This is a genomic window from Pseudoduganella lutea (genome assembly GCF_004209755.1).
Lineage (GTDB): Bacteria > Pseudomonadota > Gammaproteobacteria > Burkholderiales > Burkholderiaceae_D > Rugamonas > Rugamonas lutea.
Map to the genome: position 1 here is coordinate 3,954,163 of NZ_CP035913.1, position 22,732 is coordinate 3,976,894.

Annotated in this window: 20 protein-coding genes; 12 read left to right on the forward strand and 8 right to left on the reverse strand. The window is 62.9% G+C overall.

Annotation, left to right across the window (positions count from 1 at the left end):
* Window positions 1-17 precede the first annotated feature (17 nt).
* The 9 genes from EWM63_RS16805 to EWM63_RS16845 all read left to right on the forward strand — a co-directional run bounded on the left by EWM63_RS16805 (window position 18) and on the right by EWM63_RS16845 (window position 12,130).
* Complete coding sequence (locus EWM63_RS16805; protein ID WP_371861097.1) at window positions 18-998, forward strand: ABC transporter substrate-binding protein; 981 nt, start codon at window positions 18-20, stop codon at window positions 996-998.
* 9 nt (window positions 999-1,007) lie between these two features.
* Window positions 1,008-1,829: an ABC transporter permease gene (locus tag EWM63_RS16810; protein WP_130187559.1), complete on the forward strand. Its 822-nt coding sequence runs from the start codon at window positions 1,008-1,010 to the stop codon at window positions 1,827-1,829.
* A 1-nt stretch (window position 1,830) separates the two neighbouring features.
* Window positions 1,831-2,652 carry an ABC transporter ATP-binding protein gene (locus EWM63_RS16815; protein WP_229487339.1) on the forward strand — a complete coding sequence of 274 codons (822 nt, stop codon included), beginning with the start codon at window positions 1,831-1,833 and terminating at the stop codon, window positions 2,650-2,652.
* A gap of 206 nt (window positions 2,653-2,858) precedes the next feature.
* On the forward strand, window positions 2,859-3,662 hold the full coding sequence (locus tag EWM63_RS16820) for a cytochrome C assembly family protein (protein WP_130187560.1): 804 nt from the start codon (window positions 2,859-2,861) through the stop codon (window positions 3,660-3,662).
* Window positions 3,659-3,928: a PP0621 family protein gene (locus tag EWM63_RS16825; protein WP_130187561.1), complete on the forward strand. Its 270-nt coding sequence runs from the start codon at window positions 3,659-3,661 to the stop codon at window positions 3,926-3,928. The genes EWM63_RS16820 and EWM63_RS16825 overlap by 4 nt, the downstream gene beginning before the upstream one ends.
* 129 nt (window positions 3,929-4,057) lie before the next feature.
* A complete protein-coding gene (locus EWM63_RS16830) occupies window positions 4,058-5,728 on the forward strand; it encodes a sensor histidine kinase (protein WP_130190432.1) in 1,671 nt (556 codons plus the stop codon).
* A complete protein-coding gene (locus EWM63_RS16835; protein ID WP_130187562.1) occupies window positions 5,725-7,209 on the forward strand; it encodes a sigma-54-dependent transcriptional regulator in 1,485 nt (494 codons plus the stop codon). The genes EWM63_RS16830 and EWM63_RS16835 overlap by 4 nt, the downstream gene beginning before the upstream one ends.
* Before the next feature lie 772 nt (window positions 7,210-7,981).
* Complete coding sequence (locus tag EWM63_RS16840) at window positions 7,982-10,927, forward strand: ribonucleoside-diphosphate reductase subunit alpha (RefSeq protein WP_130187563.1); 2,946 nt, start codon at window positions 7,982-7,984, stop codon at window positions 10,925-10,927.
* Between the two features lie 99 nt (window positions 10,928-11,026).
* Complete coding sequence (locus EWM63_RS16845) at window positions 11,027-12,130, forward strand: ribonucleotide-diphosphate reductase subunit beta (protein ID WP_130187564.1); 1,104 nt, start codon at window positions 11,027-11,029, stop codon at window positions 12,128-12,130.
* 325 nt (window positions 12,131-12,455) lie between these two features.
* Here EWM63_RS16845 and EWM63_RS16850 read toward each other — a convergent pair whose 3' ends face one another.
* From EWM63_RS16850 to EWM63_RS16865, 4 genes are all read right to left on the reverse strand, one after another.
* The gene (locus EWM63_RS16850) at window positions 12,456-12,923 is read right to left on the reverse strand and encodes a hypothetical protein (RefSeq protein ID WP_130187565.1); all 468 of its coding nucleotides are present in this window, start codon (window positions 12,921-12,923) and stop codon (window positions 12,456-12,458) included.
* Window positions 12,924-13,307: 384 nt separating this feature from the next.
* The gene (locus tag EWM63_RS16855; RefSeq protein ID WP_130187566.1) at window positions 13,308-13,718 is read right to left on the reverse strand and encodes a hypothetical protein; all 411 of its coding nucleotides are present in this window, start codon (window positions 13,716-13,718) and stop codon (window positions 13,308-13,310) included.
* Window positions 13,719-13,855: 137 nt separating this feature from the next.
* Window positions 13,856-14,170 carry a hypothetical protein gene (locus EWM63_RS16860; protein ID WP_130187567.1) on the reverse strand — a complete coding sequence of 105 codons (315 nt, stop codon included), beginning with the start codon at window positions 14,168-14,170 and terminating at the stop codon, window positions 13,856-13,858.
* A 135-nt stretch (window positions 14,171-14,305) separates the two neighbouring features.
* Window positions 14,306-14,605, reverse strand: a complete 300-nt coding sequence (locus EWM63_RS16865; RefSeq protein WP_130187568.1) for a cyclic-phosphate processing receiver domain-containing protein — start codon at window positions 14,603-14,605, stop codon at window positions 14,306-14,308.
* A 210-nt stretch (window positions 14,606-14,815) separates the two neighbouring features.
* On the opposite strand from EWM63_RS16865, the gene EWM63_RS16870 reads away from it, so the two are divergent.
* The gene (locus EWM63_RS16870; RefSeq protein ID WP_130187569.1) at window positions 14,816-15,238 is read left to right on the forward strand and encodes a hypothetical protein; all 423 of its coding nucleotides are present in this window, start codon (window positions 14,816-14,818) and stop codon (window positions 15,236-15,238) included.
* 276 nt (window positions 15,239-15,514) lie between these two features.
* On the opposite strand, the gene EWM63_RS16875 is transcribed toward EWM63_RS16870, so the two are convergent.
* Window positions 15,515-17,608, reverse strand: coding sequence for a glycoside hydrolase family 43 protein (locus tag EWM63_RS16875; RefSeq protein ID WP_130187570.1), 2,094 nt, complete (start codon window positions 17,606-17,608; stop codon window positions 15,515-15,517).
* Window positions 17,609-17,755: 147 nt separating this feature from the next.
* Window positions 17,756-18,520, reverse strand: coding sequence for a nucleotidyltransferase domain-containing protein (locus EWM63_RS16880; protein WP_130187571.1), 765 nt, complete (start codon window positions 18,518-18,520; stop codon window positions 17,756-17,758).
* A gap of 370 nt (window positions 18,521-18,890) precedes the next feature.
* Between EWM63_RS16880 and EWM63_RS16885 the strand changes: the two genes are divergently transcribed.
* Complete coding sequence (locus EWM63_RS16885) at window positions 18,891-19,187, forward strand: hypothetical protein (RefSeq protein WP_130187572.1); 297 nt, start codon at window positions 18,891-18,893, stop codon at window positions 19,185-19,187.
* A gap of 287 nt (window positions 19,188-19,474) precedes the next feature.
* Here the strand turns inward: EWM63_RS16885 and EWM63_RS32065 are convergent, their stop codons facing one another.
* On the reverse strand, window positions 19,475-20,695 hold the full coding sequence (locus tag EWM63_RS32065) for a hypothetical protein (protein ID WP_207221107.1): 1,221 nt from the start codon (window positions 20,693-20,695) through the stop codon (window positions 19,475-19,477).
* Between the two features lie 173 nt (window positions 20,696-20,868).
* On the opposite strand from EWM63_RS32065, the gene EWM63_RS16895 reads away from it, so the two are divergent.
* Window positions 20,869-21,378: a YggT family protein gene (locus EWM63_RS16895; protein WP_371861247.1), complete on the forward strand. Its 510-nt coding sequence runs from the start codon at window positions 20,869-20,871 to the stop codon at window positions 21,376-21,378.
* Window positions 21,379-21,751: 373 nt separating this feature from the next.
* On the opposite strand, the gene EWM63_RS16900 is transcribed toward EWM63_RS16895, so the two are convergent.
* Window positions 21,752-22,687 (reverse strand): carbohydrate kinase family protein, encoded by a 936-nt coding sequence (locus EWM63_RS16900; RefSeq protein WP_130187575.1) that lies wholly within the window; start codon window positions 22,685-22,687, stop codon window positions 21,752-21,754.
* Between the last annotated feature and the right edge of the window lie 45 nt (window positions 22,688-22,732).

A 22,732-nucleotide genomic window follows, 5' to 3' on the forward strand; every position in this document is an offset into this window, starting at 1 on the left:
CAATCGGGGAGAAGCGGATGAAGCGGAAGTCGATGGTGGCAATGGTGGTGACGGCAGTGCTGGCGCTCGGCGCGGTCCAGGGCGCGCAGGCGCAGGATGTGATCAGGCTGGGCAACCTGAAATTCGCCCATTACGGGGCGGTCTCCTATATCAAGGAGATCGCGCCGAAGTGCGGCATCAAGGTCGAGGAACACGTGTTCGCCAAGGGGCTGGACGTGATGCAGGCGATCATCGCCGGTGAACTCGACGTGGGTGCCACGGCGTCCGAGGCGGCGATCTCCGGCCGCGCCGGCGGTGCGCCGATCTACGTGGTGGCCGGTTTTGCCAAGGGCGGCGCGCGGCTCGTGGGCCGCACCGACCTGGCCATGAAGTCGATCAAGGATTTGAAGGGCAAGCGTGTGGGCGTCACGCGCGGCGGCATCCAGGAAGTGCTGCTGCTGGCCGAACTGCAGCAGGCCGGGCTTACGGCCTCGGACCAGCCGGGCAAGGACGTGCGCCTCGTGTTCCTGGCCTACGCCGACCTGAACCAGGCGCTGCTGGGCAAGAACATCGATGCGATGATGCAGTCCGAACCCCAATCGTCGCAGGCGATCAACAAGGGTTTCGGCAACGAGATCATGAAGCCGTACAACACGCCGATCGGCGAGCCGGTGCGCACGATGGTGATGACCGAGAAGTTCTACAAGGAGCGCCGGCCGGTGGCCGAGAAGTTCATGCGCTGCTTCGTCGAAGCCACGAAGACCTTCATCGACAACAAGGCCGTCGCGGAAAAATACGTGCGCGAGGTGGTGTTCAAGGGCCAGATCACCAAGGACGATTTCGAGGACGCGATCGGCAATTCGCCGTACGTGTATGACATCTCGGTCGAACACATCCAGACCACGACCGACGTGATGGTCAAGACCGGTGTCGGCCGCATGAGCCGCCCGCCGGTGGCGAAGGACTGGGTGAAGACCGACCTGCTGGAGCAGGCGCGCAAGAGCCTCGGCGTCAAGTAGGGAGGCGGCATGGCGCGCATCGACTGGCGTGAAGCGGGCATCGGCCTCGTGGTGCCGGTGGCCGTGGTCGCCGTATGGCAGCTGGCGTCCAGCCTGGGGTGGGTAAATCCGCAGGTGCTGCCATCGCCGTGGGCGGTGGTGACGAAGTGGGTCGAATACCTGCTGCCGCTGCAGCCGCGCGACCCGGCCACGCAATCGTGGCTGGCGTGGGCGTTTTCCGGGGAGCTGATCCACGATTCGCTGGGCTCTCTATATAGAGTGGTGGTCGGTTTCGCCATCGGCGCCGGGCTGGCCTTGCCGATCGGGCTGTCGATGGGCGCCAGCCCGCGCATGTATGCGTGGTTGAATCCCCTGGTGCAACTGCTGCGGCCGATCCCGCCGATCGCCTACATTCCGTTGTCGATCCTGTGGTTCGGGCTGGGCAACCCGCCGGCCGTGTTCCTGATCGCGCTGGGCGCGTTCTTTCCCGTGCTGATGAACACGATCGCCGGCGTGCGCCAGGTGGATGGCATCTACATCCGCGCCGCGCGCAACCTGGGCGCCTCGGGCGGCACGCTGTTCGTGCGCGTGATCCTGCCGGCGGCCGTGCCTTATATATTGTCGGGCGTGCGGATCGGCATCGGCACCGCGTTCATCGTCGTCATCGTGGCCGAGATGATCGCCGTGAGCAACGGGCTCGGGTTCCGCATCACGGAGGCGCGCGAGTACTTCTGGTCCGACAAGATCATCGCCGGCATGTTCACGATCGGCCTGCTCGGGCTGGCCATCGACGTGGGCGTCAACCGGCTGAACAACCACCTGCTGCGCTGGCACCGCGGCCTGGAGAACTGAGATGGGTGCCGACATGAATACGGAGGAGGGCGCGCCGCACATCACCGTGGCGGGCGTGAGCAAGGTGTTTGCCACCGGCGGGCGCGAAGTGGTGGCCCTGAAGGACATCGACCTGGCCATCCCGCGTGGCCAGTTCGTCTGCCTGCTGGGGCCATCCGGCTGCGGCAAGTCGACGCTGCTGAACGCGGTGGCCGGCTTCGCGCTGCCCTCCACGGGCAGCATCAGGGCCGATGGCCAGCTGGTGACGGCGCCGGGGCCGGAACGGGGCATGGTGTTCCAGGAATATGCGCTGTTTCCGTGGATGACGGTCGAGGACAACGTGGCCTTCGGCCTGGAAATCAAGGGCCAGCCGAAGGCGCAGATCCGCGCCACCGTCGACAAGCTGCTGGCGATGCTGTCGCTGTCCGACTTTCGCCAGCGCTATCCGAAGGACCTTTCCGGCGGCATGCGCCAGCGCGTGGCGATCGCCCGCGTGCTGGCGCTCGACTCGCCGATCATGCTGATGGATGAACCGTTCGGCGCGCTCGACGCGCTCACGCGGCGCAACCTGCAGGACGAGCTGCTGCGCATCTGGTCCGAGCTGAAGAAGACGATCATCTTCGTCACGCACTCGATCGAGGAAGCGATTTACCTCGCCGACCGCATCGTGGTGATGACCTACCGGCCGGGCACGATCAAGCGCGACATCCTCGTCGACCTGCCCCGCCTGCGCGACCCGGCCGCCGCCGACTTCAACGCCCTCAAGCGCGAGCTGGGACTGCTCGTGATGGAAGAGCAGCAGCGCCACCATCACGACGAGCTGCGGCTTGCCGCGGTGGATTAGCGTTGGCTCTGGTGTCGGACATTTTTTTCTGGATGGTGTTTCCAGAAAAAATTGTCGGACGCCGGTTTTCGCACGATCGGCGCGATTGGCAGGCGCCAGGAAAACCGGTGTCTGACACCATTTTCCCTTGGAAAATGGTGTCAGACACCGAACTTCGGCGCTTTTGCCCACCCGCCGGCATGGCCGCGTTAGTGTAAACTGCGCGGATGCAGACCATTCTTTTGATCGCAGCCGCGCTGCTGTATATCGTGTGCGCTTCACTGCCCGCCGCCAGGGCGAAGCCGATTGCCGCCGTGACCGCGCTGGCATGGCTGGTGCACGGGGCCGGGCTGTGGATGGACGTGGTGGTGCCCGGGTCGCTGCGGCTCGGCTTCGCGGCCATGCTGTCGTCGGCATTGTGGATCTCGGTGGGCGCCTACTGGATCGAGAACCGCAATTTCGCGCTCGACGGCCTGCGCCGCATGGTCATGCCGGTTGCCGCCATCGCCAGCGCGCTGCAGGCATTGTTCCCGGGCGCGCTGATCGCGCTGGAAGGGCGCTCGCCGATGTTCGGCTGGCATATCGCGATCGCCACGCTGGCCTACAGCACGCTGACGATCGCCGCGTTCCACGCGGTGCTGATGGCATTGCAGGAATCGCGGCTGCATACCCGTAGCGAGCAGGTCACGTTCCTGTCGGCCGCGCTGGACCAGCTGCCCGCGCTGCTGACGATGGAAAAACTGCTGTTCCGCCTGATCGGTTTCGGCTTCGCGCTGCTCAGCCTTACCGTGCTGTCGGGTATCGTGTTTTCCGAGCAGCTGTTCGGCCAGGCACTGAAGTGGGACCACAAATCCGTGTTCACGATGCTGTCGTGGATACTGTTCGCGGCGCTGCTGGCCGGCCGCCACTTCCGCGGCTGGCGCGGCAAGACGGCGCTGTCGTTTACGCTGGCGGGATTCGCCACGCTGCTGCTGGCCTATGTCGGCAGCCGTTTTGTTCTGGAAGTAGTGCTACACCGAGGTTTCGCATGACACGTATCCTGTTCTGGCTGGCACTCGCGCTGCTGGTGTATTTCGCCATCCGTTCCAAGCTGAAGCAATCGCAGCGCCGGCAGGAGGAGGCACGGCGCCAGCAGCAGCAACAGCAGCAACCGCCGCAGCCTTCCGAGCAGCGCCAGGTCGTGGCGTCCGAGGAAATGCTGCGCTGCGCGCAATGCGGCGTGTATTTCCCCGCATCCGAAAACGTGCCGATCGAAGGGCGCGACTACTGCAGCCCCGCCCACGCGCCGCTGAAATGATGTGCGCAATGCGGTGCGCAAGATGATGTGCACAACAAGGCGGCCGGCGCGGTGACATATACGGGAGCCGAAGCGGGAGCCAAGGCGGGAGCCGATGCGGAGGCCAATTCGGGAGCCAATGCGCGCCCGGTGCCGGCGCTGTTCCCCGCGGCCCGCGACACGTTCTGGCGCTCGCTGCAAACGCTCAACGCCACGCGGGTCGTCATCGCGCTCGTGCTGCTGATTTACTTGAGCCTCGACAGCCGCGGCCTGCATTCGACGGGCGACTTCCTGTATGCGCAAACGTGCGCGGCGTACCTGTTCCTGGCGATCGTGTTCGCGCTGACGGCCGCCTGGTGGCGCCGCCGCTTTCTCGTGCAACTGCTGTCCCAGGTCACCTGCGACCTCGTCGTCATCTCGCTATTGTTTACAGCGGCCGGCGGCGTGCGCAGCGGACTGGCTATCCTGTACCTGTTCCCGCTGGCCGGCTGCGCCATCCTCGCGCCGCTCGTGCTGGCCCTGTTCTGGGCCGCACTGGCATCGCTGTACATGCTGGCCGAAAGCACCTGGCGCGCGCTGGAAGGCAACGGCGACATGGCCGTGCTGCAGGCCGGCCTGTATGGCGCGGCGTTCTTTGCCGCCGTGCTGGTGGTCAACCGGATGGCGGCGCGGCTGATCAACCAGGAAGCGCTGGCGGTCCAGCGCGGCATCGAGATCGGCGTGCAGCAGGCCGTCAACCGCCTCGTCATGTCGCAGGCCGGCGACGGTATCGTGGTCGTGGGCCCGAACGGCGAACTGCTGGCGGGCAATCCGGCCTCGCTGCAGATGCTGGGCCTGTCCGGCGCGCTGGGCCTGCGGCTGGGCGCGCTGCCGTCGCTGCACCCCATCGCGCAAGCCTACGAGGACTGGCGCGCCGACCCGGCCCGGCATACCGTGTACGTGACGATCAAGCCTTATACGGACCCGGCGCTGCAGGAGCTGACGACCGCCTGGAGCGTGCGCGCCGACCTGGCGGCACACCTGAAGGTGCGCTTCGCCGCCGCCGAGACGATGGAACTGGGCACCGAGCGCAACGTGATCTTCCTGCAGGATGTGACGGCCATCGAAAACCAGGCGCAGCAACTGAAACTGGCATCGATGGGCCGGCTCACCGCCAGCATCGCCCACGAGGTGCGCAACCCGCTGTCCGCGATCGGCCATGCCAATTCGCTGCTGGCCGAAGACCTGGATGCGCCGGTGCATGCCCGGCTGCTGAAGATCATCGGCGACAACGTGGCCCGCGTGAACCGCATGGTCGAAGATATCCTGCAGCTGTCGCGCAAGGCGCATGTGCAGGGCGAACCGCTGGCGCTGGCCGCGCTGGTGGCCGAGCTGAAGGCGGAGTTCGACGAAACCCACGGGCTCGACCCGCGCATGCTCGACATCGGCAAGGTCAGCGACGTGACGGTGCGCTTCGACCCGCTGCACCTGCGCGAAGTACTCCTCAACCTGCTCGGCAATGCGATCCGCTATGCCAGCAAGGGGCCGTCGTCGATCCGGCTGTTCGTGGTGCGGGTACAGGGTCGCCCGCCGGAGCTGCACGTGCAGGACGACGGTCCCGGCATTTCCACAGAGGTGCGGGCCCACCTGTTCGAACCGTTCTACACTACATCGTCGAAAGGCACCGGCCTGGGCCTGTACCTGGCGCGGGAGCTGTGCCTGAACAACGATGCGATGCTGGACTACGAATACCGCTTCGATGCCGGCCCGGTGGCCGCGCCGGTGTCGTCCGGCCGGTTCGTCATCACGTTCGCGCACCTGTCACGGGAAGATAAAGCATGAGCCATTCACCCCGCGGCGCCCCGCGCGTTTCGCCTCGTGTCCTGGTCGTCGACGATGAAGACGACCTGCGCGACCTGCTGGAGATCACGCTGCTGAAGATGGGGCTGGACGTGGACGGCGCCGCCGACCTGAAAAGCGCCCGCGCGCTGCTGGCGGCCCATGACCATGACCTCGTGCTGACCGACATGCGCCTGCCGGACGGCCTGGGCCTGGACCTGGTGCGCGAAATCGCCGCCAGCGGCCGCAACCTGCCGGTGGCCGTGGTGACCGCATTCGGCAGCGCGGAAAACGCCGTGGTGGCACTCAAGGCCGGCGCATTCGATTACGTGACAAAGCCGCTGCAGCTCGACCAGCTGCGCCTGATGGTGCAGTCGGCATTGAAGCTGAACGTGCCATCCGGGCCCGCCGTGCCGAGCGCGGAACCGGTGGACAGCCGCCTGAAGGGGCAATCGGCGGCCATGCAGGCGCTGCGCGCGCAGATCGCCCGGCTGGCCCGCTCGATGGCGCCGATCGCGATCACCGGCGAATCGGGCTCCGGCAAGGAACTGGCGGCCCGCGAAATCCACGCGCAGGGCGCGCGCGCCGACAAGCCGTTCATCGCCGTCAATTGCGGCGCGATCCCCGAGGCGCTGATGGAGGCCGAGTTCTTCGGCTACCGCAAGGGCGCCTTCACGGGCGCGGCGGACGAACGCGACGGCTTCTTCCAGGCCGCCAACGGCGGCACGCTGATGCTCGACGAAGTGGCGGACCTGCCGTTGCCGATGCAGGTGAAGCTGCTGCGCGCGATCCAGGAGCGGCGCGTGCGCAAGATCGGCGCCACCGCCGAGGAGCCGGTGGACGTGCGCATCGTCAGCGCCACGCACCAGGACCTGGCGCGCTGCGTGGAGCAGGGCAAGTTCCGGCAAGACCTGTTCTACCGGCTGAACGTGATCGAACTGTCGCTGCCGCCGCTGCGCGAGCGGCTCGACGACCTGCCGGTCCTGACGGAAGCGATCCTGGCGCGCCTGTCCGCCGCGGGCGGCCAGCCGGCCACGCTGGGGCCGGGCGTGCTCGACGCGCTGCGCGGCTACAGCTTCCCCGGCAATGTACGCGAGCTGGAAAATATCCTGGAGCGCGCGCTGGCGTTTTCCAACGATGGCGTGATCGAGGTGGCCGACCTGGCGCTGAAGGGGGCCAGGCTGGCCGAGGCGCCCGCGGCGTCCGCGGTCGCAGCGGTGCCCGCGCCGCCCGCAACGGCTGCCGAGGTGGCCTTGTCGCCTGCCGCCGTGCCGGCCGGCGAGCGGATGCCGCCGCTACCCGATTTATCGGTACTCCCCTCAAACCTGCCGGCCTACCTCGAGCGGGTCGAGCGCGAGATCATCGTGCGCGCCCTCGACCAGACCCAGTACAACCGCACCCAGGCCGCGCAACTGCTCGGCATCAGTTTCCGGCAGCTGCGCTACCAGATGCAGAAACTGGGCATCCAGGAGCCCGAAGGCTGAGCAGGGGCGGTCTGAATGGATGAGGTAACTCGGCTATAATGCCCGGCCTCGTCGTGGGACGATGCTGCCTGCGGCAGGTGGAGGGGTCTGGTGTCGGACACTTTTCCGCAGGAAAAGGTGTCGGACACCGGTGTTTGCCAGCGCACGGGAGAACCGGTGTCTGACACTATTTTCCGATGAGGCGTCCGGAAAATAGTGTCAGACACCAGACACTTTGCCAATGCTGCTCAACCGTTGGGCAATCGTGCATCCCTAGCACATTTGACAGGTTAGCGCTTGCTTTGCCAAGAAAGCCCGGTCTTATCGAGGGCCTGAAAAGTCAACTGAATTATTAGTCATTCTGGCAAAGAATTTTCGGTCATAGTCCTTGTCGCGAGCTATCGCGCTCACTACAATTAGTGTCATAGATTGTGTGGTGCACTAAATCTAGTGCTTTGGTGGATAACTTGGTGGGTAACTCGGCAAAATCGGTTGATAAGCCGGTTGATAAGTCCGTTGATAACTCTTGATGACCTGCCTGGTACATGGCGCACGTCATCACCAGGTAACCGGCCCCGCTGCGAGGCGCTTGAACCTGCACCACCTGATCAGCCACCGGGCGAAACCCGGCAGCCGCGTGTCATTCGGACGATGTGTTCGAGGGCCCGGTTTTGCCGTTTTGATCTCAGTTTTATCTCAGTTTTCATTAGTTTCATGCCGGGTTGATCCCTGGGTTTGATCCCATCCATGGCAACAGAATTTGTTCCGAACACTTAATCGGGAGCGTACATACATGCAATCCAACCAAGACATCACCACCCCATCGGCCCAGCAGGTTCCAGCGGCCGCAGCGCAGCCGGCCAGCGGGCTGACCACGGCAGCCGCCCTGGGCGACTACCGCATCATCCGCCGCAACGGCGCCGTCGTCGCCTTCGAGCCGTCGAAGATCAATGTCGCCATGACCAAGGCTTTCCTGGCCGTGCAGGGCGGCCCCGGCGCCGCGTCGGCGCGCATCCGCGACCTGGCCGAACAGCTGACGAACAATGTGGTGAATGCCCTGGTGCGCCGCCAGCCTTCCGGCGGCACGTTCCACATCGAAGACGTGCAGGACCAGGTGGAACTGGCGCTGATGCGCTCCGGCGAGCACGACGTGGCCAAGGCCTACGTGCTGTACCGCGCCAAGCAGATGGAAGAGCGCCGTGCCAAGAAGGCCGCCGCCGGCAACGCCGACGTCGCCGAGCCGGAACTGCATGTCACGGAAAACGGCCAGCGCCGCCCGCTGGTGGTGCAGGAAGTGCGCGACCTGATCGACGCCGCCTGCTCCGGCCTGGAAAAGCACGTGGACGCGGATGCGATCCTGTCCGAAACGTTCCGCAACCTGTATGACGGCGTGCCCGTCGAAGAGCTGTACAAGTCCGCCATCCTGGCTGCCCGCGCGCTGATGGAAAAGGACCCGGCCTATTCGCAGGTCACCGCCCGCATCCTGCTGCACGTGATCCGCCGGGAAGTCTTCGGCAAGGAAACCCCGCAAGCGCAGGCCGCCGCGACCTACGTGGAATACTTCCCGCAATACGTGGCCAAAGGTATCGCCGCCGAGCTGCTGGACCCGAAACTGGCCGAGTTCGACCTGGCCAAGCTGGCCAAGGCCCTGGTGGCCGACCGCGACCTGCAGTTCGGCTACATCGGCCTGCAAACGCTGTATGACCGCTACTTCCTGCACATCCGCGACGTGCGCATCGAAATGCCGCAGGCGTTCTACATGCGCGTGGCGATGGGCCTGGCGCTGAACGAGGAAAACCGCGAAGCGCGCGCAATCGAGTTCTACAACCTGCTGTCCTCGTTCGACTTCATGTCGTCGACGCCGACGCTGTTCAACTCGGGCACGCTGCGCTCGCAGCTGTCGTCGTGCTACCTCACCACCGTGTCCGACGACCTGGAAGGCATCTACGACGCCATCAAGGAAAACGCGCTGCTGGCGAAATTCGCCGGTGGCCTGGGCAACGACTGGACCCCGGTGCGCGCACTGGGCGCCCACATCAAGGGCACCAACGGCAAATCGCAGGGCGTGGTGCCGTTCCTGAAAGTGGTCAACGACACGGCCGTGGCCGTGAACCAGGGCGGCAAGCGCAAGGGCGCCGTCTGCGCCTACCTGGAAACGTGGCACATGGACATCGAGGAATTCCTCGACCTGCGCAAGAACACCGGCGACGACCGCCGCCGCACGCACGACATGAACACGGCGAACTGGATTCCCGACATGTTCATGAAGCGCGTGATGGAAAAGGGCGAGTGGACGCTGTTCTCGCCGTCCGAAACGCCGGACCTGCACGACAAAGTCGGTAAAGCGTTCGAGCAGGCCTACCTCGGCTATGAAGCCGCGGCCGCCCGTGGCGAAATCCGCGTGTTCAAGAAGATCCAGGCGCTGGACCTGTGGCGCAAGATGCTGTCGATGCTGTTCGAAACGGGCCACCCGTGGATCACGTTCAAGGATCCGTGCAACATCCGTTCGCCGCAACAGCACGTGGGCGTCGTGCACAGCTCGAACCTGTGCACCGAGATCACGCTGAACACGGGCCCGGACGAAATCGCCGTCTGCAACCTGGGTTCCGTGAACCTGCCGGCGCACATGAAAGAGGGCAAGCTCGATCACGTGAAGCTGCAGAAGACGATCCGCACCGCGATGCGCATGCTGGACAACGTCATCGACATCAACTACTACGCCGTCGACAAGGCGCGCAACGCCAACATGCGCCACCGCCCGGTGGGCATGGGCGTGATGGGCTTCCAGGACTGCCTGCACATGATGCGCGTGCCTTACGCCTCGCAGGCGGCGGTGGACTTCGCCGACACGTCGATGGAAGCGGTGTGCTACTACGCCTACTACGCGTCGACTGAGCTGGCTGAAGAACGCGGCCAGTATGCGTCGTACAAGGGTTCGCTGTGGGACCGCGGCATCCTGCCGCAGGATTCCGTGAAGCTGCTGGCCGAAGAGCGTGGCGGCTACCTGGAACAGGACATGTCGTCGTCGATGGACTGGACGCCGCTGCGCGAACGCATCAAGCAGTTCGGCATGCGCAACTCGAACTGCGTGGCGATCGCCCCGACCGCGACCATTTCGAACATCATCGGCGTGTCGGCCTGCATCGAACCGACGTTCCAGAACCTGTACGTGAAGTCGAACCTGTCCGGCGAATTTACCGAGATCAACTGCTACCTGGTGCGCGACCTGAAGGCACGCGACCTGTGGGATGAAGTGATGATCGCCGACCTGAAGTACTTCGACGGTTCGCTGACGAAGATCGACCGCGTGCCGCAAGACCTGCGCGACATCTACGCCACGGCGTTCGAAGTATCGCCGAGCTGGCTGGTTGAAGCCGCGTCGCGCCGCCAGAAGTGGATCGACCAGGCCCAGTCGCTGAACATCTACATGGCCGGCGCCTCGGGCAAGAAGCTGGACGAGACGTACAAGCTGGCATGGCTGCGCGGCCTGAAAACCACGTATTACCTGCGCACGATCGCCGCTTCGCATATGGAGAAATCCACGTCCAAGACGGGCGCCCTGAACGCCGTGTCGCCGGCCGCCATCGGCTCTTCGGCAGCCCCTGCCGCCTCGGCCACTGCCGGCACCGCCGTGCCGACGCACGCCGCGCCGGACACGGTGCAGCAGGTGGAAGAAGGCGCCGCATGCTACCTGCGCCCGGGCGACGCGGGCTTCGAAGAGTGCGAAGCCTGCCAGTAAAACCCTTGCGCGACTCCTGCCGAGTCGCCATCTATCTGTAATCCAAAAGGGAGCCGCCTCATGGCGGCGGTTCCCATGACCGATCAAAGGAACAAAAACATGTTGAACTGGGAAGATGACGTGGCGAAGCCCGCCGCTCCGGCAATCAGTGCCGTCGAGCCGGAAACCACCGCCGAGCAGATCTCGCACCGCGTCAACGCCGACGACAAGCGCATCATCAACGGCAAGACGGACGTCAACCAGCTGGTACCGTTCAAGTACAAGTGGGCATGGGACAAGTACCTGGCCGGCTGCGCCAACCACTGGATGCCGCAGGAAGTGAACATGCAGCGCGACATCGAGCTGTGGAAGAACCCGAACGGCCTGTCCGAAGACGAGCGCCGCCTGGTCAAGCGCAACCTGGGCTTCTTCGTGACGGCCGACTCGCTGGCCGCCAACAACATCGTGCTGGGCACCTACCGCCACATCACGGCGCCGGAATGCCGCCAGTACCTGCTGCGCCAGGCATTCGAGGAAGCGATCCACACGCACGCCTACCAGTACATCGTGGAATCGCTCGGCCTGGATGAGCAGGAAATCTTCAACGCCTATAACGAAGTCAAGTCGATTCGCGACAAGGACCAGTTCCTGATCCCGTTCATCGACACGCTGACCGACCCGGCCTTCACGACCGGCACGACCGAAAGCGACCAGACGCTGCTGAAATCGCTGATCGTGTTCGCCTGCCTGATGGAAGGCCTGTTCTTCTACGTGGGCTTCACGCAGATCCTGGCGCTGGGCCGCCAGAACAAGATGACGGGCGCCGCCGAGCAGTACCAGTACATCCTGCGCGACGAATCGATGCACTGCAATTTCGGCATCGACCTGATCAACACGATCAAGCTGGAAAACCCGCAACTGTGGACCCCGCAGTTCCGCGACGAAATCAAGGCACTGTTCCAGGAAGCCGTGGAACTGGAATACCGCTACGCCGAAGACACGATGCCACGCGGCGTGCTGGGCCTGAACGCGGCCATGTTCAAGGGCTACCTGCGCTTCATCGCCAACCGCCGCGCCGTGCAGATCGGCCTGGAGCCAATGTTCGACCAGGACGAAAACCCGTTCCCATGGATGAGCGAGATGATCGATCTGAAGAAGGAACGTAACTTCTTCGAGACGCGCGTGACCGAGTACCAGACGGGTGGGGCGTTGAACTGGGATTGATGGTCGTGTAGTTGCAAGTACCATGAAGGCCTGTCGAGAGACAGGCCTTTTTCTTTCTGCAGCTGGTTCTTGTAAGCTATTCTTCCTCGCCCTTCGTGTCAGTGTTATTTCCACACCGCAAATATTCACGAGGTCCGGCTGGAAAGCGCAGGATGCGGACCAAGTGGCTTTTTTCCTGGCGCTGGCTAATTCGCTCTAGAACAAGCTGGAATGATCTAAATCGGGCTAGAAACGTCCTCTTGAAAGCGATTTGGATCGATATTGTCCTGCATAAGTCAGAAACCGGTCTAAATCAGCACCGCTGGTACTGACCGTATGGATCACCTTAGACCGTATCGGTCTGTTCGGGTCTACCAAGACGGTGGTTATCGATACCCACCCGGCAGTCGCCGGCACGCAACCAGTGCTCGTTGCCAGGAAAGCGCAGCCAGACAAAGCGCCAAGCGTTACGCCCCTTCAAGTGGCGATTAACAAACTGCGATGGAGTCAGCACCGCACCGTCGTCCGACACGATGCGATCGCCGCAAACCTTGGCAAACTCGACCGTGTCGCCATGGCGGGTACGCAGGTGGGTACCGTCGGGGAGAAACAGGTTTTTCCATTGGAAACCGCGCAAGGCAGGCCCATTCTTCCGCAATGCAAGCCGCTCGTTCTCCGTACGCAGCCATCGCTTCACCAGTTCCACCACGAAAGCTTCCGGCCTGACACCTGGACGTGTATCCATTAAATGAAATTCAAGCTCCAGGAAATCAGCGATAGGGAAATTTATCGGTTGGGTTGCTTCGTAATCCATGGTCGGCTCCTTTCTATATGCGTCTAAAAGATTGGACCGCGGCGCCGAAATTAGGTTGTTTGAGACTTTTGTTGAGTTGAAATGGATCAAATAAGACTAGATGGCGTCTTTTTTTAGACCGAATTTAGTCGTCAATCACCTTATTTGGAGCGAAACAGATTGTTTTGGCTGATTTTGGATAGTTTTAGACCGCCATGTCGCATGCGCATGGGGCAGGTCCTGTGAACTCACCTGCATTCCCAATAGCGATCAGATCGTTATAAAAGATTGGATTTACAAGGCGTGTGAGTAGAGCGCGGATCACGGAAGCTGCGACCAGGCTTGGGCTGGCCGAATTCGGTCATGCAGTCATGGGCCGTTCCGGCCCCCCATTGTGGACGGTCTTCACTCCACAACAGTTCTGAACCCGCGGATTCCCACCTCAAGTTCTTCTTCGTGACAGTAGAAAAAGACAGTCTTATCAATATTGTGCAGAATGATTGCGTCATCCCTGGCCGGAACGAAAATGTCCTGCCAGTGTTTGAGGAAAACTTCGGCATCGACCACACAAACATGATCCGGACCATAGATAATTTGCAGCGTCCCTTGCGCGCAAAGCCGAGTTTTCAACCATATGTCGGCAACGCTCCGACTCTCGATTATGTGTCGTTCAATTTTGTGAGTCGTTTTCTCATTCAGCCCGTACCGATTGGTGTCACTGAACTGTAGAGCATGAGCGTAAGCGTTTTTTGCGTGTTCTTCTGTAAGCCATCGGGCTTTGACGCCAAGTGCTTTGTATTCGTCTTGGTATCCCATCTCTTCTAATCCTTGATATCGCTAGGCATGAGGGAAACGATCTTAACCATTCAACCTCATAACCGCCCGCTTCCGGCCGATTGCTGCCGGCTAGTGTACGGCAGCTCTCACCCAATGCGGACCTTGGACTGTTGTCCCTACACTGAAAGGTATCCTGAACACCAACCATCAACCAATGACTGAATACTGTCGGCCATGAATTTGAACTCCTCATCAATGGGATAAAAAGCCCAAAGTCCCGAGTGATGTTTCCGGTAACCAAAATCTATGCCGTCCGTTCCCGAACGCCCCACGGCAAAGAAGGCTTTCTTTCTAAGCACGTAGGTTTCGCTCAAGGGAACGACCAACAACATCTGTGAATCGTCATGGAAGAACCCGTCTTCCGGCCATTTGCCCCGGAAGTAATCTTCGCATTCATAAGCAGCATACTTGTCGGGGATTTTCGGTGCCATCGTGATCAAAAATATTGTAAGAATATAAAGGATGCATTTGGCCGTTTGCTGCCGTACAGTGTACGTCAGCTTTCACCCCCCCAAAACAGCCGGGTGCAATTGAGCCGGTAGTAATCATTTTGACGGAGAAAGCCGCTACCGGCGTGTAGTCTGCAGTCGGCGTATTGCAGCAATTCCGGCCTCCATCTTTTCCCGCGCTGAGCTATTGGCAGAGTGCACGTGAATCAGCGGTGGAATGAAACCTCGCAGTGCCACTGCTTCCTCAATCCAGAGCACTACGTCGTAGCCTGTGCCACGCTCATCATTGCCTAAATCGTGATCAAGACTGAGCTCCACGACATTCCCGGTCGATAGCAGCGTCACGGCCTCATCAGGCCAATAGACCCGAACCCAGCCATCTGGCGTAGCTCTTTCATCGTCGAGATAGACTTTCATTTTTGGTGCCCTTGCAAGGTCCGATCTTAGTTGAAAACGGTCGACTACAGTGCCTCAATGTAAGGGGTTGTTCCTATCAGAACAAGCTATGGGTTCGTCGGGCGCTATCAAGCCGCTTTTTACTTGTGGCGATATCGGAAGCCTGCCCGGCCGCAAACTGCCTCGAACTGACAGCGATATGCTTTCCTGACGTTAACTACAGGAGGGAACATGTCCGACTTTTATCGCTATTTCAAGGAGAACATGGATGGGCTTGGCTTACCAGCACCGGAATCCCTGTATGGGACGTGCCAAACGGCCGTAGCCAATGCCGCGGTTCTGCTCGGCCAAGTCGACAAATTTGGACGGAAGGTTACGATCAGGGAGCTCATTGTCGCGGGCACCCGGCTGGAACAACTTGCCGTGATTGGCGCGCTGTCAGCCGCCTTCTACGTTGGTGCGGTTATTGGCAGTATTGCAGTCGCCGCCGGGCGAGTACTGGGCAACGGAACTTCGCTAGCCGACGTGCTGCTGCTGGCCCACCAGAAACATCTGGGCAGGCCGTGGCTTCGTGCCACGCTTCAACGCTGGCCAGGCACCTATCAAGAAGCGCCAGGCCGCAACATGTATCGACAGGCAGCGACACAGCGATGAAGGACAGGATCCTTCTTATTCTGGCCGCACTGGGATGCTCGTTGGCTGCCTGGGCATTCTGGCATTACATGGACCAGAATGCACTCGAGGTGCTTGTCCTGGTGGCTCTGATCGCCGCAATCGGGGACAACTGGCGGTTGCGTCGCGCCCTGCGATCAGCCGGGGACGGCACGAAGCCTTGATGATGAGGCGATGAAGCGATCCTCACTCGAGAACGCCAACCTCGACGGCTTGGCGTCCTTGTTCGTGATGATTCGCCTGCTTGGCCCTCCCAGCTTACTTCCAGATAAACCGCGTCCCATCCCCGCTCTCGGTCAACGGCCCCGCGCTGTCGACCGATACCTTGCCGCTGGCCGGATCCACCCGCACAAAGCGGTTGTTGGCCAGCGCCATCAGCACCAGCTCCCCGGTCGGCGTCTCGATCCACTGGAAGCTCTGCGCCTCGCCCGGTGCGCCGTCGGCCAGCGACAGGGCGCCATCGGCGCCGACCGTCACATACTGTTTACCGGCCCGCAGCGCGACGCGGCCCAGCTTCATGTCTTCGACTGTGAACCTGGACGGCGTGCCAGCCGACAAGCGGCCATCGCCGGCGTGCAGCCCGGTCTTCGCATCAAAAGAGGTCAACGTCACCGATCTACCGAACGGGATCGCCCGCATCAATCCATGCGGATAGGGCTGGTAGACGTCGACGCTGTCGAAGTCGGCCACGCCGCCCTCGGCACCGGCCGTGTTGTAATTGAACAGGGCATAGCGCACGCCCTGGAACGTCACGAGCTGGAAGATCATCGTGAACTCGTCGCCGACCGGCACGAAGGTCTTGCCGTCGAACGAGTACGAGAAGCGCGCCTTTTCCGTGAGGAAGTCGGCATCGGCGCGCAGCCAGATGCGTGGAGCATTGGCACTGAGCTTCACCGCGACCCGCTTCGTCGTGTTGCGCGCCTGGTCGAAGACGGCGATCGACAGCCCGCTGGCGGTCTTTTCCACGCCCAGTGTCGCGTACGGCAGGTTCAGCAGCGCCAGGCCGGCCACGTCGCCATCTTTCAGGCCGCCGGCATCCAGCACGACGGTTGGCGAGGAGCGAGGTCCGATGGCTCGCTGCGTGAGGCTGTTCTTCGCTTCCCAGAACGACTTCGCCGGCAGCGCATGCAGGCGCAGGTAACCCGGCCGCTCGGCCAGCGACCACTTGCCGTCCACCGGCACATGGTTCCACTGCCAGACCGGTTTCAGCGCCGAGCCTGAAAAGTCGTCGCTGCGCTCGTAGGGAACGCGCGCCGGCTGCGGTTCGGCCGTCTTCGGCTTGACCCACGTGCGCGGGTTGCGGCCCAGGTTGCCGGGCAGGCCGAAGTACGGCCAGCCATCCTGCCACGTGACCGGCGACAGCGACAGCAGCCGGCCCACCGAGTTGTAGTCCATCATCGAGTAGCCCCACCATTCGCCGGCCGGCGTGAACACGATGCCGCCCTGGTGGATCGCGGTGGAGTCGTGTCGCTTCGGATTGCCGGGGACCACCTCGAAGGGGGGCGTGTTCTTTTTCAGCCGGTTGCCCTCGGCCATGCCGAAACCTTCGTTCGTGCTGATGGAGTGGTTTACTTCCCAAGGACCAAACGGGGTGTCCGCGCGCGCCGCCGGCATGCGGAAGCCGCCGGCGTAGTTCGCGCTGAGGATGTAGTACTTGCCGTCGATCTTCAGGAAGTGGGCACCTTCGCCCATGCCCTGGTCCTTCGTGAAGACCACCTTCTCGGTGCCGGGCACCAGGTCGGTCAGGTCGGCGGTCAGCTGGGCCACCTTCATTTCCTGGTGGTCCCACACCACGTAGACCTTGCCGTCGTCGTCGAACAGCACCGACAGGTCATGCAGGCTGCGCTTCATCTCGCGGTGGGTCCATGGGCCTTTCGGGTCGGTGGCCGTATAGATCTGCGTGCCGCGGCCGTTGACGTTGGAGAAGATGTAGAAGGTGCCGTCGTGGAAGCGGAAGCTGGGCGCCCAGATGCCCCGGCCGTAGATCCCCTTGCCGTCTTCGAGCCGATAGGCCGGGCCGAAGTCGAGCTTCGGCGTGGCGTAGCTCAGGAACTCCCAGTTCACCAGGTCCTTCGAGCGCAGCACCGGCAGGCCCGGCATCGCGTGCATCGTGGTGCCGGTCAGGTAGAACCAGTCGCCCACGCGGATCATGTCCGGGTCGGAGAACTCGTCGTAGAACAGCGGGTTGGTGAAGGTGCCGTTGCCGTTGTCCGGCGTCCAGGTCTTCGTCGACAGGCCTTGCGCCGGGCGCGCTTCGTGCTGGGCCATGGCGGGCGCGGTGAGCAAAGTAGAAGACAGGGTGGAAGACAGGGCCAGCGCGATGGCGAGGCGCAGGGAGCGGGGAGTCGGCATGGTGGGGGCGGCGGGCGCGGTCGATATGGGGAGCCCAACATAACCCCAACGGCGGTCGATCGCCAATGAATTTTTGTGGCTCATCCATATGAACTTCGGTATGCCCGCGGCCCGGTGTCCCGGCGCTGAAGTTCGTTCATCCCCGAGTCAGGTCGCCAGGGGGAAAACGATGCCCTCGCTGCGCCATCCGGCAGGCGCGGGTGCCGTATAACCTTCGAGGAGCAGGCCGCCATGCGGTGCCAGCGTGCGCCGCGCGGCCGTGTCGAACAGCGCCTTGCCGGCCGCCGGGTCGGCCGCGAGCGCCGCCATCGCGGCCACGAGGTCGGTGGCCAGCGCGGGGTCCACGGCGCGCAGTCGCCGCGCCAGATGCTTGCCGTCGCCGGTCCATGCGCCGGCCGCGCGCAGCGCGAACAGGGCCAGCGTGTCGTACAGCTTGACGGCCGTGGCCAGCGTCTCGTCGGGCGCGGTGCCATCGATCAGGTCTTCGAGCAGCGTGGTGATCGCGTAGCGGTGACCGGCAAGCATCGCCGGTGTCGGTGCCGGCGGGCCGAGATCGAACAGCTCACGCGCATGAGTTCGCAGCCATGCGGCGGCACCGGTATCGGGCAGCAGGCTCACGCCATCGAGCACCATCTCGACCAGCGGCATGCGCCCGGCGGGCCGGTCGACGGTGCGGCAGAAGTAGTCGAACGTGGCGGGGTCATGGCCGAACAGCTCGACCGTTTGCGCACCCACTTTGAACGTGTCGCGCCATGCGTGGTCGACGCGGTCGAACACGAGCAGCAGGTCGATGTCCGACGTCGGCGTGGCTTCGCCGCGCGCGATCGAACCGCCGATGATCGCCACCTTCGCATCGGGCCAGCGCGGCAGCAGGTGACGGGTGACGAGGTGGCGTGCGGCGTCGATATGCATGGGTCGTCTTTCGATATGAGAAGCGGGCAGTGTAGCCCGCGCGCGGCGCGCTCGCGCAGGCTCGCGGTGGCCGCACCAACGCCGCTACATCAACGCCGAGTACGTTCGCGAGAACGTCCGCATCGAGCATGCCGCGGCACGCACGGCACCTCGCGCGGCCTGTCGCATCGCCCTTTCGGGCAAGCGTGCGCACGGTTGCGCCACATTTTTTTCAAGTGCGGCGTCATCCATGTCGTGGCCTCGCGACGACGCGTCGACACCGCTCCTGCATGCCGGCTCAAGCATGCGGCGATGTTTGACTGCTTTGCATAGCGCCCTTACCTAAAGGTGGTATGCAAAGCGAGGTGTGTGGGGGATCGTCGCGAAGTGCATGCGTTCGATGGCGCGTGGCGTGCGCGATGCACTCGGCTATGTGCGTTACCTCGCGCAGCCCGGTAAAAAAAGAGTGCGAAATGCATGCGTGCCGGTTGCGCATCATAAAGGTTTTCGTGTACTTTACGAGCTTGAAAAGACCGTGATTTGCAAGCACTCTTTTTCGAGTGTGCCGCTCCGGCGAAAACCCAAGAACAACAGGACAAAAGTTCGCACAGATATGCACGACGACCACACGGTTATCTGGTATGCCGCCTCGCCTGAACATCGTCGGGCCGGGCGGTTTTTTCTTTGAGCGCCAGAACACGATGTGAGCAAATGCTGGGTTCGGAGCTGAGTGCGCGCCCGTCCCTGGAGACACAGAACAAGAATTTTCAGACCGGCGCCGCGCGCCCGTGCCAGGAGCACGAATGAAAGCGGTGGCGTCGATCGAATGGCTGAAGTGCTGCAGTCGTGAGGAGCTGCAGCAGTTCAGCCGGGTGCCGAATTCATTAGTGCAAACACCGCGATGCTTGTGCCGATGAATAATTCGCCCTGTGTACCGACGGGTATGCCGGACGGGTTTCAACTATGTGCGTAATTTCATCCCGGATGAAGGAGAAATAAAATGGCTACCGCCACGAAGAAGACCGATACGAAGAAGCCAGCCGCCACCAAGGCCGCTGCTGCTCCTGCCAAGAAAGCCGCGACTGCGAAGTCGTCCGAGAAGTCCGCCGCCGCCAAGCCGGCTGCGAAGAAAACCACCGCGGCTGCCAAGCCTGCTGCGGCGAAGAAGACCACGGCCGCGGCGAAACCTGCTGCAGCGAAGAAGACCACGGCGGCTGCGAAGCCGGCGGCAGCGAAGAAGTCCACCGCGGCAGCAAAACCGGCTGCAGCGAAGAAGACCACGGCCGCAGCAAAGCCGGCAGCGAAGAAGTCGGCGACCGCAACGAAGTCGACCGCAAGCAAGTCCACCGCAGCGAAGTCGACGGCAAGCAAGTCGACGGCAAGCAAGTCCACGGCAGCAAAGTCGACGGCAGCGAAGAAGTCGGCAACGCCAAGCAAGTCCACCGCAGCGAAGAAGTCGACGGCAACCGCAGCCAAGCCGGCAGCGAAGAAGTCGGCAACCAAGACCGCCGCCGCCAAGCCTGCAGCCAAGAAGGCCGCGACCAAGACCGCCGCCGCCAAGCCTGCAGCCAAGAAGGCCGCGACCAAGACCGCCGCCGCCAAGCCTGCAGCCAAGAAGGCCGCGACCAAGACCGCCGCCGCCAAGCCTGCAGCCAAGAAAGCCGCGACCAAGACCGCCGCCGCCAAGCCTGCAGCCAAGAAAGCAGCAGCGACCAAGACCGCCGCCGCCAAGCCTGCAGCCAAGAAGGCCGCGACCAAGACCGCCGCCGCCAAGCCCGCCGCCAAGCAGGCCGCGACCAAGTCCGCCACCGCCAAGCCTGCAGCCAAGAAAGCTGCAACGAAGTCGGCAGCCGCCAAGCCGGCAGCTTCGGCAGCCAAGCCGGCAGCAAGCAAGTCCGCTGCCAAGCCAGCCGCTAAACCAACCGCCAAAAAGGCCGCAGCAAAAAAGCCTGAGGCCGCGCCGGCTACCGCCCCGGCAGCGACTACGGCCGACAAGCCCGCGGAACAACCAGTAGCAAAGAAAGCCGCTGCGCCGAAGAAGGCGGCAGCGAAGCAGGATGGCGCAGCCAAGAAAGATGGCGCAGCGAAAAAGGAAACGCCGGCTGCAGCACCGGCAGCGGCTTCGTCCGCCGCTACCGTGCCGTCGGCAAAGACGACGCTGGCACCGGCGGCCGCATGGCCGTTCCCGACCAGCACCCGTCCTTCCTGAGCGGCGAAGGGCGGGGCCGGTACCGTGCCGGCACCCGTCCCGGTCGTCGATCTCCATCGGTGCCGTCGATACCATTGACGGCCTGATGGGCGCGAATACCGCCGTGTGAGACAATCGCACGGCGGTTTTTTTATGGAGAATGCTCGTGCTTAGTATTGTGATGCTGATCGTCGATACCGTTGCTGTCCTGCTCGGCGGTGTGCTGCTGCTGCGGTTCTGGATGCAGGCGACTCGGGTGCGGCCGCCGTCGTCGGTGGCGCAATTTACCTTCCAGTTGTCCGACTGGCTGGTGCGCCCGATGCGCCGCATCGTGCCTGGCGTGGGTGGCTACGACTGGGCCAGCCTGCTCGGCGCGTTCCTGATCGTGGTGCTGGCCACGTCGGTGCGCTGGTTTGCCGGCTATTCGTTCGACATCATCATGCTGATGGCGCTGCACCGTTTTCTGCAATGGATCCTCTATGGCTTCATGATCCTGCTGGTGGTCGAGGCGATCTTCAGCTGGGTCAACCCGCATGCGCCGCTGGCGCCGTTCGTCCGGGCACTCAACGAGCCGATCCTGAAGCCCGTGCGCCGCGTGGTGCCCCTGGTGGGCAACCTCGACCTGTCGCTGCTGGTGGCGCTGGTGCTGCTGCAGATCGCCCAGCTCGTGCTGGACATGCTGTTCCGGTGAGGCTTTGATGAGCCAATGAAAAAAGGCGCCTCGGCGCCTTTTTTGTTTTTGGGGGTGATGCGGGATGTCGAGAGAGCGTCCGCGTCGCAGGGGGCGTAGCAGGGGTTTCGAGGAGCATGCTCCTCGCCTGCGTAGCGGTGAACCCTTGCAAGGGTTCACTCCTTCCTGTCCCCGCCAGTTGTTGGCAAGGAGCAGAGTTGTGGACCGTGATCGAGGGGACTGACCCCGGTTTTTGCTGGAGTTTCGACAGCGCCAGCAGAAAACCGGGGTCAGTCCCCTTGGTTCAAGCGAACGGCAAAGAGCGAAGCTGACGACTGGCGGGGACAGACCCCTGATACGCTACTGCCAACCGCGACATCAAGCCATCAAATCCTTAAAACCGGTACCCGAACGCCTTCTCGAACCGGTCCGCGATCTCTTCCCGCGTGAACTGGTGGTTTTGCGCGCCCTTGTGGGCGATCTTGATGGCGCCCAGCAGGCTGGCCAGCCGGCCGGTGGTTTCCCAGCCCAGGTCGTGCGTCAGGCCGTACAGCAGGCCGGCGCGGTAGGCGTCGCCGCAGCCGGTCGGGTCCAGCACGGCCGCTTCCACGGCCGGGATGTCGATCCGCTTGCCTTCGGTATAGATCTCGGAACCCTTTTCGCCGCGCGTGACGATCAGCGCCTGCACGCGGGCCGCGATGTCTTCCAGCGCCAGGCCGGTGCGATCCGTCAGCAGCTCGATTTCATAGTCGTTGCAGGTCACGTAGGTGGCTTGGTCGATGAAATTGATCAGCTGCTCGGGCGTGAACATCGGCAGCTGCTGGCCCGGGTCGAACACGAACGGGATGCCCAGGCGCGCCAGGTCCTCGGCGTGCTTCAGCATGCCCAGGTGACCGTCCGGCGAGATGATCGCGATGCGGGCGGGGCCGGCAGCTTCGATGTCGTTTTCGTGCGCGAACGACATGGCGCCCGGGTGGAAGGCGTTGATCTGGTTGTTGTCCGAGTCGGCCGTAACGAAGCACTGGGCGTTGTACGCATCCTTCTTGATGAGGATGTTCTGCGTGCTGATGCCCAGCGTCTGCAGCCGCTCCAGGTAGGCCGCGCAATCCTGGCCCATCACGCCGACGATGCGGGGATCGCCGCCGAGCAGTTTCAGGTTGTAGGCGATGTTGCCGGAGCAGCCGCCGAATTCGGTGCGCATCGTCGGCACCAGGAACGACACGTTCACCTTGTGCAGCTGGTCGGCCAGCAGCGTGTCGCCGAAGCGACCCTCGTATTGCATGATGATGTCGATGGCGAGCGAGCCGCAGATCAGGGAAGTCTGGTTCATGGGAGTAGGGAGTCGAATCCGGGTAAAGATCGGGTAAAGATCGGG